Below are 10,432 nucleotides of genomic sequence, written 5' to 3'. Positions count from 1 at the left end.
CTGGCCGGCACCGTCGTGCAGGGCACGGTGCGCAACCCGCTCGCCGAGCCGGGCGTCCTCGGCATCACCGCCGGCGCCGGCCTCGGCGCGGTGATCGTGGTGACCTCCGGCGTGCCCGGCGGCCGTCCCACCCTGATCGGCACGGCCGTCGCGGCGGGGCTCGCCACCTTCGCCCTGATCGCGCTGCTGACCTGGCGCGGTGGGCTGCTGCCGGACCGTTTCCTGCTGATCGGCATCGGCTGCGGCTACGCGCTCAGCGACATCAGCACCTTCCTGCTGCTGCGCACCGATCCGTGGGACACCCCGCGCATCCTCACCTGGCTCTCGGGTACGACCTACGGACGCTCCTTCGACGATGTGCTGCCGGTCGCCCTCGTGCTGCTCGCCGCGACGCCCGTGGTGCTGGGCCTGCGCCGCGAACTGGACCTGCTGGCGATCGACGAGGACACCCCGCGCATCTTCGGCGTCCGCAGCGACGGCACCCGGCTCGCCCTGCTGAGCGTCGCGGCGGTGGTGGCGGCGGTGAGCGTGATCGCGGTCGGGGTGGTCGGCTTCGCCGGGCTGGTCGCCCCGCACCTGGCCCGCCGCCTCGTCGGCGTCCGGCACGCGCGGGTCGTCCCGGTCGCCATGCTGATCGGCGCCGTGCTCGTCGGTGTCGCCGACACGCTCGGCCGCACGCTCATCGCCCCGTCGCAGATCCCCGCCGGGCTCATGATGGCGCTGGTGGGCGCTCCGTACTTCGTGTGGCTGCTGCGTGCCGCAGAAAGTCGCCGATGAGCGTGCTGACCAGCTCCGGCCGCTCGGCGACCAGGTGGTGCGAGGTGCCCGGCACGATGCACAGCTGCGCGCCGGGGATCGAGGCGGCGATGAGCAGGCTGTGGTCGGGCCGGATCGTGTCGCGGTCGCCGGACATGATCAGCACCGGAGCCGCGATCCGGGCCAGCCGGCCCGGATCGATGCGCGGCTCGCTCGTCCAGAGACGGAAGAGCTTCGCGAGTACGACGTCCGCGTGCGCCGGCCCGTCCGGTGACAGGCGCTCGTAGTGCATCCGCTCGACGTCCGGTCGCGGTTCCGGCGACGCCGCGGGCGCGCTGAGCACCGTCCCGGCGGAGTCGGTGAACGCCGACGGATCGAGGTTCGCGCTGATCGCGGTCAGTGAGCGCACCCGCTCCGGGTGGTCGAGGGCGAGCAGCAGCCCGATGATCGCGCCGTCGCTGTAGCCGACGAGATGCGCCGAGGCGAGGCCGACGGCGTCGAGGTACGCCAGGGTGTCGGCGACGCCACGGGCGTACCCGTACTCCTCGTCGATGTCGGCGGAGCGGCCGTGGCCGGGACGCTCGAACGCGTACACCCGGTGATCGGGCACCAGCGCGTCGGCCTGCGCCCGCAGTGACTCCAGGGAGCAGAAGCCGCCGTGCAGGAACAGGACGGGCTCGCCCGCACCGGCGATCTCCGAGTACAGGTCGACGCCGCCGATCCGCAGATAGGTCACCCGGCCCAGCCTAGTGTCAGGTCACGGCGCCGCTCACGGTGACGAACGAGTGGGCCGGCAGGTGCGCCCGCAGCTTCCCGCCGGTCAGCGTCACCCCGTCGTACGGGCGCGGCGCCACCACCGACGGCGACTGCGGCGTGTTGTGGTCCTGCACCGCCCCGGACGTCAGGATCAGCGCCTCGACCGCCTCGACGGTCCCGCCGCGCAGATCGATCTCCACGTCGGCGGCCGCGGTGGCATCGAGGTTCGACAGCGAGACGAGCAGCCGGCCGTCCTTGCGGCTGGCCGAGGCCGAGACGGTGGTCAGCGTCGCCGCACCGACCGGGCGTGACGGCAGCGGGCCGCGGAAGTCCACCCGCAGCGACGTCGCGTCCTGGTGGCCCCGGTTCATCCGGAAGACGTGGTAGGTCGGGGTGAGGACCATGGCCTGCGAGTCCGGATCGGTGAGGATCATGGCCTGCAGCACGTTGACGGTCTGTGCGATGTTGGCCATCACCAGCCGGTCGGCGTGCCGGTGGAAGACGTCGAAGTGGGTGCTCGCCACCAGCGCGTCGCGCAGCGTGTTCTGCTGGTAGAGGAAGCCCGGATTGGTGCCGGGCTCCACGTCGAACCAGGTGCCCCACTCGTCCAGGACCAGGCCGACGCTGCGGTTGGGGTCGTAGCAGTCCATCACCGCCGCGTGCCCGGCGAGCAGTTGCTCGATGCGCGCCGCGGCCACCATGGTCGTGTAGTACTCGCCGGTGTCGAAGACCGTGGCCGACCCCTTGTTCTCCCAGGTCGGCCCGGTGACCGTGTAGTAGTGCACGGACAGCGCGTGGTAGGCCGTGCTCTGGACGCGCTGGCAGCCCAGGTGCCCGACCTGCTTCATCAGCGTCTCGGTCCACCCGTAGTCGTCGCTGTTGGCGCCGGCGGCGATCTTGTAGAGCCGGTTGTCGCCGTAGTCGCGGCAGTAGGTGCCGTAGCGGCGGGCCTCCTGCGCGTAGTGCTCGGCGGTCATGTTGCCCCCGCAGCCCCACGTCTCGTTGCCCAGGCCCCAGAACCTGACCTTCCACGGTTCGTCGCGGCCGTTGGCCTTGCGCAGGCGGGCCATCGGCGAGTCGCCGTCGCGGGTCAGGTACTCGACCCACTCGCTCATCTCGCGCACGGTGCCGGAGCCGACGTTGCCGCTGATGTACGGCTCCGCGCCGAGCAGCTCGCACAGCGCCATGAACTCGTGGGTGCCGAAGTGGTTGTTCTCCTCGACCCCGCCCCAGTGGGTGTTGACCATGACGGGCCGCTGGTCCTTCGGCCCGATGCCGTCCTGCCAGTGGTACTCGTCGGCGAAGCAGCCGCCCGGCCAGCGCAGGTTCGGGATGTTCAGCTCGCGCAGCGCTTCGACGACGTCGAGGCGGATGCCGCCCTCGTTCGGGATGCCGGAGTCCTCGCCGACGTAGAAACCGCCGTAGATGCAGCGGCCCAGGTGCTCGGCGAAGTGCCCGTAGACGTGCCGGTTGATCCGTGGGCCGTCGAGGTCCACGTTGATGACGGCTTCGATGCTCATCGGGTGCCCTCCCCGAGCGTCGTCGTTGCCTCGCCGTGCCCGGTGACGGCGACGGTGGCCGTGCGGCCGGCGCAGCGCAGCTGGTAGTCGCCGAGGAAACCGCGGACCGTGACACGCCCGGCGTCATCGGTTCGCAGCGTGGTGGGCGACAGCCACCACTCCTGCTTCACCAGGCGCCGCAGCGCGTCGTACCCGGGTTTCGGGGTGCCGTCGGTGCGGACCAGGCCGGCCGGGGCGCCGAGCCAGGCGCCCTCGTCGAACAGCCCCCAGTAGGTGATCGCCTGGACCGAGGGGTGCGAGAGCAGGGTGCGGTAGTGCCGGACGATCTCGTCGGCCTGGCGCTGCTCGCCGTCGGGCGTGGAGGGCCAGGACGGGATCTGGTAGTCGTTCAGGTCGTCGATCTCCGGCGGCATCACGTCGCCGGAGACGAGGGTGGTCTCGGTCATGTGGATCGGCAGGCCGTAACGGGAGAACCGGTCGAGGACCTCGAGGGTCTTCTCCTCGCCCCAGTAGCCCTGGTGCATGTGGCTCTGCAGGCCGAGCGCGTCGACCCGGATGCCGGCCTCCAGGACGCCTTCGATGAGGCATTCGTACGCCGTGGACATGTCGAAGTCGTTGAGGATCAGCGTCGCCGTGGGGTCGGTAGCGCGCGCCTCCTCGAACGCGAGCCGGACGGTCGCTATCCGGCCGCGTTCCCGGGCCAGCCGGGTGATCGCGTTGCGCTGCGGCTCGTTGCGGAACACCGGCATGATCACCGACTCGTTGATCGCGTCCCAGGTGCGCACGACGTCGGCGAAGTCGGCCACCTCGCGCCGGATCCGCGCCCGCACCGTCGCCTCCACCTCGGCGGTGGGCAGCTCGCGCAGCCAGTCGGGGGCCAGGGTGTGCCACAGCAGCGGGTGTCCCTTGACCCGGCAGCCGCGGGCGGCGAACCACTGCGCGGCCCGGCGCAGCCGGGTGGTGGCGGGCCGGCCGGGCAGTGGCTCGAAGTCGCTCCAGTAGAACGGCAGGGTCGCCGTGTTGAAGACGTCCAACCACAGATCGGCCATCCGCGCGGCCCGCTCCGGCGGGACCTCCTCGTTGGCCACCGGCACGAAGTCGAAGCCGATGTTGCCGAACGAGAAGGCGTGGGTGCGCTGCTCGACGGTGACCTCGCGGTCCCGTAGGGGCTGTCCGTCATCGTCGAGGACCGTCACCACGACGTCGCCGTAACGGTGACCAAGTTGAACCGCCGTCAATTCCTGCCTCCTGTCGCCGGTCGTAGCGTAGGGAGCGGATCAGCCCGAGGTCCAGCGAAACTTCCAAAAATTCGCGACATTTTCCGGCTGTGAGCGTCCGAGGTTGTGAGCGCTATCAAGCACGCAGGATGCTGATCAGCACACGCTGCGTGCGACGACCGTTACCTACGTGTTACAGGAGCGGTCGCGCCGACATCTTGACAGCCCCATCAAGCCGTCCCTAGCTTGAGCGCCATCTTCCGGAAATACTCCGAAACTTTCGCTACCGAGAGGTGGGGCCTCATGGCACCTAAGAAGACCCTCGCCATGGCAGCCGTGGTGGCGCTGAGCGCCATGAGCCTGGCCGCCTGTGGCGGCGACGACGACGGCGGCTCGGACTCGGGCGGCAACGTCACCATGCAGTTCTGGCACAACGCCACAACCGGTCCCGGCAAGGCGTTCTGGGACAAGACGGTCGCCGACTTCCAGACCGCCCACCCGAACGTCAAGATCAAGATTCAGCAGGTGCAGAACGAGGACCTCGACGGCAAGCTGCAGACCGCACTGAACTCCGGCTCCGCGCCCGACATCTTCCTGCAGCGCGGCGGCGGCAAGATGGCCGCGATGGTCGAGGCCGGCCAGCTCAAGGACATCACCGGCGACATCACCGCCGAGACCAAGGCAGCGGTCGGTCCCGCCCTGCAGACCGGTCAGGTCGACGGCAAGTCCTACGCCGTACCCGTCTCGATCCTTCCCGGCGGTTTCTGGTACAGCAAGAACCTGTTCCAGAAGGCCGGCATCACCGCCCCGCCGACCACCCTGGAAGAGCTCAACGCCGCGGTCACCAAGCTCAAGGCCATCAACGCGCCGATCGCCCTCGGCGGCAAGGACGCCTGGCCGGCCGCACACTGGTACTACTTCTTCGCGCTGCGCGCCTGCAGCCAGGCCTCCCTCGACGCCGCCGCCAAGGACAAGAACTTCGGCGACGCCTGCTGGACCAAGGCCGGCAACGACCTGAAGGCCTTCGCCGACACCAAGCCGTTCAACGACGGCTTCCTGACCACCTCCGCACAGCAGGGCGCCGGCAGCTCGGCCGGCCTGGTGGCCAACTACAAGGCCAGCATGGAACTCATGGGCGCCTGGGACCCGGGCGTCATCGCCTCCCTCACCAAGGACACCAAGCCGCTACCCGACCTGGGCTTCTTCCCCTTCCCCGCGGTCCCCGGCGGCCAGGGCGACGCCGCCGCGATCATGGGCGGCGCGGACGGTTACTCCTGCTCGGCGCAGGCGCCGAAGGAGTGCTCCGACTTCCTCAACTACATCGTCACCAAGGACGTGCAGGAGGGCTACTACAAGGCCTTCAACTCACTGCCGATCAGCAAGGAAGCCCAGGGCGCGGTCACCGAGGACTACCTCAAGGCGGTTCTCGAGGCCTACAACAAGGCGCCGTACGTCTCGCAGTGGCTCGACACCATCTACGGCCAGAACGTGGGCAACGCCCTCAACGTCGGCGTCGTGAACCTGCTGGCCGGCAAGGGCGACGTCGCCGGGATCATCCAGGGCGTGAACGACGCAGCCAAGAAGGGCTGAGAGGTAACCGAGCGATGACCAGCGACGTCGCTGACAAGAGCGGTCGCGTCCGTACCGGGGGCAGCGTTGCCACGCGGCCCCCGGTACGGCCCCGCCGGCGCGGAATCGGGTGGGCACAGCGCCTGGAGATCGCGGCGCTGTCCGGTCCGGCGATCCTGATGTTCGTCGGCTTCGTGATCTTCCCGGTGCTGATGGCCGGCTACTACGGCTTCTACCGGTGGAAGGGCTTCGGCGTACCGACCGACTTCGTCGGGCTCGACAACTACCGCACCATCCTGACCGACAACTCGTTCCACGAGGCGCTGTGGCACAACGGCCAGATCGTCGTGCTCTCCCTCGTCCTGCAGGGCCCGATCGCCATCGGCCTCGCCCTGCTGCTCAACAAGCGGATGCGCGGCCAGTCGATCATCCGGGTGCTGATCTTCGTCCCGTACGTGATCTCCGAGGTCATCGTCGGCACCGCCTGGGCCCTGATGCTCCAGACCAACGGCGCGGTCAACGACGTCCTGAGATCCATCGGCCTCGGCGGGGTGGCCGAGGACTGGCTGGCGAACCCGAAACTCGCCATCTGGACCCTGATGCTGATCCTGACCTGGAAATACATCGGGTTCGCCGTGATCCTGTTCCTGGCCGGCATGCAGAACATCCCGGAAGAACTGTCCGAAGCTGCCGCCGTGGACGGCGCGTCGTTCTGGCAGACCCAGCTGCGGATCACCCTGCCCCTGCTCGGACCGACGATCCGGATCTGGGGCTTCCTGTCGATCATCGGCGCGCTACAGCTGTTCGACCTGGTCTACATCATCTGGGGCCAGTACGTCGCGTCGACCGCCGGCACATCGACCATGGCCACCTACATGGTCCTCGAAGGCCGCAACGCCGCCAACTACGGCTACGGCAACGCCGTGGCGGTCGTGCTCTTCATCATCTCGATGTTCATCGCGCTCGTGTACCAGCGTTTCGTTCTGCGCCGGGACACCGAGGGCGCGCTCACCGGAGGACGGTAGGACATGGCCAGGGCCACGGACACCCGGCGCGGCAGTCTGCTCGTCTACCTCGCCGCCCTGCTCCTCATCGGCGTGATGCTCGGACCCGTCATCTACATCATCATCGGCGGGTTCCGGACCAACTCGCAGATCACCACGGACCCGGCCGGCCTGCCGAACCCGTGGGTGATCGGCAACTACACCGACGTCCTGACCAGCGACACCTTCTGGACCCAGGTCGGCAACTCGACGATGGCGGCCGTCGTCACGACCATCGGCGTCGTCGGCCTCGGCGTGATGGCCAGCTACGTGCTGGCGCGGTACCGCTTCCGCGGCCGCGGAGCGATGTACGCGCTGTTCGCCGCCGGCCTCATGTTCCCGCCGACGGTGGCCATCACCCCGCTCTACATCCTGATCAAGGATCTGGGCCTGATGAACACCCTGCCCGGGGTGATCCTGCCCCAGATCGCCTTCGGCCTGTCCACCACGGTCATCATCCTGGTGCCGTTCCTGCAGGCCATCCCCCGGGAGATCGAGGAGGCCGCCTTCATCGACCGGTGCAGCCGGCTCGGCTTCTTCTGGCGGATGGTGCTCCCGCTGTCGGTGCCCGGCCTGATCACCACCGGGATCCTCGCGTTCATCAACAGCTGGAACAGCTACCTCCTACCGCTGTTCATCCTCAACGACCAGGAGAGCTTCACCCTGCCGCTGGGCGTGCAGGCGTTCGCGTCGCAATATTCGGTGGACACCGCGAAGGTGCTTGCGTTCACCTCGTTGTCGATGATTCCCGCGCTGGTCTTCTTCAGCCTCTTCGAACGCCGCATCGTGGGTGGCCTCACCGGCGCGGTCAAAGGTTGACCTTCTTGACGACGGTCGCCCGCCGACTTTCCTGCTTCACTGCCGACTGCCCGAACGGAGGTTCTCCCCGTTGAGGTCTTACACCGGCTCCACAGGCAGCAACCGCCAGCCCGGCGGCCAGGATGTTGCGTGCCGCGTTGACGTCGCGGTCGTGGGCAGCGCCGCAGGCGCATGTCCACGTCCGTACGTTCAGTGGCATCTTGTCCGCGATGCTTCCGCAGACGGAGCAGACCAGTTCGCGCATGTGGCGCCAAGCCGCGTCGCTGATGGCGCGGCAGGATCAGCGCCCGGCGCCGTCCCGGGACACGGTCACAGTGGACGGCGACTGCCCGTCGGGCAGTGGTCTGGACATGACCATGGCGACGGGCTGGTCCATCTTCGCGAGGGTGAGGCTCCCGTTCGTCCAGCGGAATGCCGATGGGGCGAACTCAGCCGAGGCCCGTGACATGTGCTGGGATTTGAAGGAGACCTCGTTGCTTCCAGCGCTAGGTTGTAGACCTTGCGCACACACCCGAACGTTCGGTTCAACAGGTCGGCCTGTGCGTACGTCGGGTAGAAGCGGAACCTGTATGCCCGCTTCACCTTGGTAGTCACATTGACAACGATATCCACATGTTCGGAACCGAGCTTGCGGGGCAGCCGTTGCGGGAAGCCGATCCGCCTTGACAGCGGGTCGGCTTTCCCTGACCTGGTCCGTAGGTTTTCTGTCTCCTCTGCCTCTGGGCCGGGGTATATGCGGAAGGAAATCTGATGACATCGCTGCTGCACGTGGCGACCACCGGATCCGACGACGCCGACGGGTCGGCGGCGCGGCCGTTTCGGACGATCAACCGGGCCGCGGCGCTCGCCCGGCCCGGGGACACCGTGGTCGTGCACGCCGGCGAGTACCGGGAGTGGGTGACGCCCCGGCGTGGCGGCCTGAGCGACAGCCGCCGCATCACCTACCAGGCCGCCGAGGGCGAGCACGTCGTCATCAAGGGCTCCGAGCGGGTCACCGGCTGGGAGCCGGACGGTGGGACGGTGTGGAAGGCGACCGTGCCCAATGCGCTGTTCGGCGACTTCAACCCGTTCGCCGAGGAGATCGCCGGCGACTGGATCGTCTACGCCGACAAGGCGCCGCGCAAGCATCTCGGCGACGTCTACCTCAACGGCCTGAGCTTCTACGAGGTCGGTTCGCGCGCCGAGGTGTCCGCGCCGGAGAAGCGCACCGAGATGAAGGACGACTGGACCGGCGTCACCGACCGGGTCCGCAACCCGGAGCAGACCCTGCTGGTCTGGTTCGCGCAGGTCGACGCCGAGGCCACCACGATCTGGGCGAACTTCCAGGGCGCCGACCCGAACGCCGAGCTGGTCGAGATCAACGTACGCCGGTCGGTGTTCTACCCGCTGGTGCCGCACCTGGACTACATCACCGTGCGCGGCTTCGAGCTGGCCCAGGCGGCCACGCCGTGGACGCCGCCGACCGCCGACCAGCCCGGCCTGATCGGCCCGAACTGGGCCAAGGGCTGGATCATCGAGGACAACGTCATCCACGACGCGAAGTGCTCGGCGATCTCCATCGGCAAGGAGGCTTCGACCGGCCACAACTACGCCACGGAGCGCGGTGACAAGCCGGGCTACCAGTACCAGCTGGAGTCGGTCTTCGCGGCCCGGCAGATCGGCTGGGACAGGGAGCACATCGGCTCGCACGTGATCCGCCGTAACCACATCTACGACTGTGGGCAGAACGGGATCGTCGGTCACCTCGGCTGCGTCTTCTCGACGATCGAGGACAACCACATCCACCACATCGCGATCAAGCGGGAGTTCTACGGTTACGAGATCGGTGGCATCAAGCTGCATGCCGCGATCGACGTGGAGATCCGGCACAACCGCATCCACGACTGCTCGCTCGGCACCTGGCTGGACTGGCAGACCCAGGGCACCCGGGTGTCGCGCAACGTCTACCACGACAACAACCGGGACCTGTTCATCGAGGTCAGCCACGGGCCGTACCTGGTGGAGCACAACATCCTGGCCTCGCCGGCCGCGCTGGAGCTGTGGAGCCAGGGCGGGGCGTTCGTGAACAACCTGCTCTGCGGCACGGTGTGGCTCAACCCGGTGATGGACCGGGCCACCCCGTACCACCTGCCGCACAGCACGCAGGTGGCCGGTTACGCGTTCATCGTGGGCGGCGACGACCGGTGGGTCGGCAACGTGTTCGTCGGGGGAGATCGCGACGCGGCGTACGGCGCCATGCCCGAGGGGATCTCGCCGGCGTATGCGGGCACCGTCGGCTACGACGAATATCCGGCGTCGTTCGAGCAGTACCTGCAGCGTGTCGAGGAGCAGCCGGCCGGCGACCACCAGCGGTTCCTCACCGTGAAGCAGGCCGTGTACGCGCGGCGCAACGTCTACGCCGCCGGCGCCCGCCCGTTCGCCGGTGAGCGGGACGCGGTGGTCCTGGACAGCGCGTCCGCCTCGATCGTCGCCGACGGCGACGAGGTCTACCTGGTGACGGACCTGCCGGCGGGCTTCGACGGTGCGGGTCTCGCCCCGATCGGCGGCCGTGATCTGGAGCGGGTCCGGCTGGCCGACGCCGAGTTCGAGGAGCGCGACGGCAGCCCCGCCGTCATCGCCGTCGACCTCACCGGCGCCCACAAGGACGCGGAGCAGACGTACGCCGCGGGCCCGCTCGCCGGTTTGAGCTCGGGAAGCAGCCGCGTCCGCGTCTGGTGATCGTGACGGACGGCCGGCGCCGTTGAGGCGCCGG

General features: G+C 68.7%; 10 protein-coding genes. 5 read left to right on the top strand and 5 right to left on the bottom strand.

From position 1 onward, the window contains the following. The coding region (locus tag AB0F81_RS34170) for an iron chelate uptake ABC transporter family permease subunit (RefSeq protein ID WP_360203956.1) at positions 1-777 on the top strand (777 nt) is incomplete at its 5' end. Here the strand turns inward: AB0F81_RS34170 and AB0F81_RS34165 are convergent. The 3 genes from AB0F81_RS34165 to AB0F81_RS34155 are packed head-to-tail and all read right to left on the bottom strand — an operon-like array spanning position 710 to position 4,270. Next, entirely contained in the window at positions 710-1,492 is a 783-nt protein-coding gene (locus AB0F81_RS34165; protein WP_360203954.1) for an alpha/beta hydrolase, read from the bottom strand. The two genes, AB0F81_RS34170 and AB0F81_RS34165, sit on opposite strands and share 68 nt — an antisense overlap. A gap of 16 nt (positions 1,493-1,508) precedes the next feature. Then, positions 1,509-3,032 carry an alpha-L-arabinofuranosidase C-terminal domain-containing protein gene (locus AB0F81_RS34160; protein WP_360203952.1) on the bottom strand — a complete coding sequence of 508 codons (1,524 nt, stop codon included), beginning with the start codon at positions 3,030-3,032 and terminating at the stop codon, positions 1,509-1,511. Further along, positions 3,029-4,270 (bottom strand): endo-1,4-beta-xylanase, encoded by a 1,242-nt coding sequence (locus AB0F81_RS34155; RefSeq protein ID WP_360203951.1) that lies wholly within the window; start codon positions 4,268-4,270, stop codon positions 3,029-3,031. Before AB0F81_RS34155 ends, AB0F81_RS34160 begins: the two co-directional genes overlap by 4 nt. A 282-nt stretch (positions 4,271-4,552) precedes the next feature. Between AB0F81_RS34155 and AB0F81_RS34150 the strand changes: the two genes are divergently transcribed. Genes AB0F81_RS34150 through AB0F81_RS34140 form a run of 3 tightly spaced genes read left to right on the top strand, consistent with a single transcriptional unit; the run spans position 4,553 to position 7,680 of the window. Continuing rightward, entirely contained in the window at positions 4,553-5,839 is a 1,287-nt protein-coding gene (locus AB0F81_RS34150) for an extracellular solute-binding protein (protein ID WP_360203949.1), read from the top strand. A 14-nt stretch (positions 5,840-5,853) separates the two neighbouring features. Further along, entirely contained in the window at positions 5,854-6,843 is a 990-nt protein-coding gene (locus tag AB0F81_RS34145; RefSeq protein ID WP_360203947.1) for a sugar ABC transporter permease, read from the top strand. 3 nt (positions 6,844-6,846) lie between these two features. After that, a complete protein-coding gene (locus tag AB0F81_RS34140; protein ID WP_360203946.1) occupies positions 6,847-7,680 on the top strand; it encodes a carbohydrate ABC transporter permease in 834 nt (277 codons plus the stop codon). On the opposite strand, the gene AB0F81_RS34135 is transcribed toward AB0F81_RS34140, so the two are convergent. Beyond that, positions 7,670-7,924 carry a zinc ribbon domain-containing protein gene (locus tag AB0F81_RS34135; RefSeq protein ID WP_360203944.1) on the bottom strand — a complete coding sequence of 85 codons (255 nt, stop codon included), beginning with the start codon at positions 7,922-7,924 and terminating at the stop codon, positions 7,670-7,672. The two genes, AB0F81_RS34140 and AB0F81_RS34135, sit on opposite strands and share 11 nt — an antisense overlap. A gap of 65 nt (positions 7,925-7,989) precedes the next feature. After that, complete coding sequence (locus AB0F81_RS34130; protein ID WP_360203958.1) at positions 7,990-8,262, bottom strand: helix-turn-helix domain-containing protein; 273 nt, start codon at positions 8,260-8,262, stop codon at positions 7,990-7,992. A 168-nt stretch (positions 8,263-8,430) separates the two neighbouring features. Here AB0F81_RS34130 and AB0F81_RS34125 point away from each other — a divergent pair, with 168 nt between their 5' ends. Then, positions 8,431-10,398 carry a right-handed parallel beta-helix repeat-containing protein gene (locus tag AB0F81_RS34125; protein ID WP_360203942.1) on the top strand — a complete coding sequence of 656 codons (1,968 nt, stop codon included), beginning with the start codon at positions 8,431-8,433 and terminating at the stop codon, positions 10,396-10,398. The last annotated feature ends 34 nt before the right edge of the window (positions 10,399-10,432 follow it).

Origin of the sequence: Actinoplanes sp. NPDC024001 (assembly GCF_040638955.1) — a bacterium.
Taxonomy (GTDB): domain Bacteria; phylum Actinomycetota; class Actinomycetes; order Mycobacteriales; family Micromonosporaceae; genus Actinoplanes.
Note: the sequence above shows the minus strand (reverse complement) of the source record. Positions and strands in the feature narration are given on the sequence as shown.

Excerpts from the sequence above, each read along its gene's own strand:
- AB0F81_RS34140 (WP_360203946.1), top strand. The coding sequence starts at position 6,847 with ATGGCCAGGGCCACGGACACCCGGCGCGGCAGTCTGCTCGTCTACCTC.
- AB0F81_RS34135 (WP_360203944.1), bottom strand. The coding sequence starts at position 7,924 with ATGCGCGAACTGGTCTGCTCCGTCTGCGGAAGCATCGCGGACAAGATG.
- AB0F81_RS34145 (WP_360203947.1), top strand. The coding sequence starts at position 5,854 with ATGACCAGCGACGTCGCTGACAAGAGCGGTCGCGTCCGTACCGGGGGC.
- AB0F81_RS34150 (WP_360203949.1), top strand. The coding sequence starts at position 4,553 with ATGGCACCTAAGAAGACCCTCGCCATGGCAGCCGTGGTGGCGCTGAGC.
- AB0F81_RS34125 (WP_360203942.1), top strand. The coding sequence starts at position 8,431 with ATGACATCGCTGCTGCACGTGGCGACCACCGGATCCGACGACGCCGAC.
- AB0F81_RS34160 (WP_360203952.1), bottom strand. The coding sequence starts at position 3,032 with ATGAGCATCGAAGCCGTCATCAACGTGGACCTCGACGGCCCACGGATC.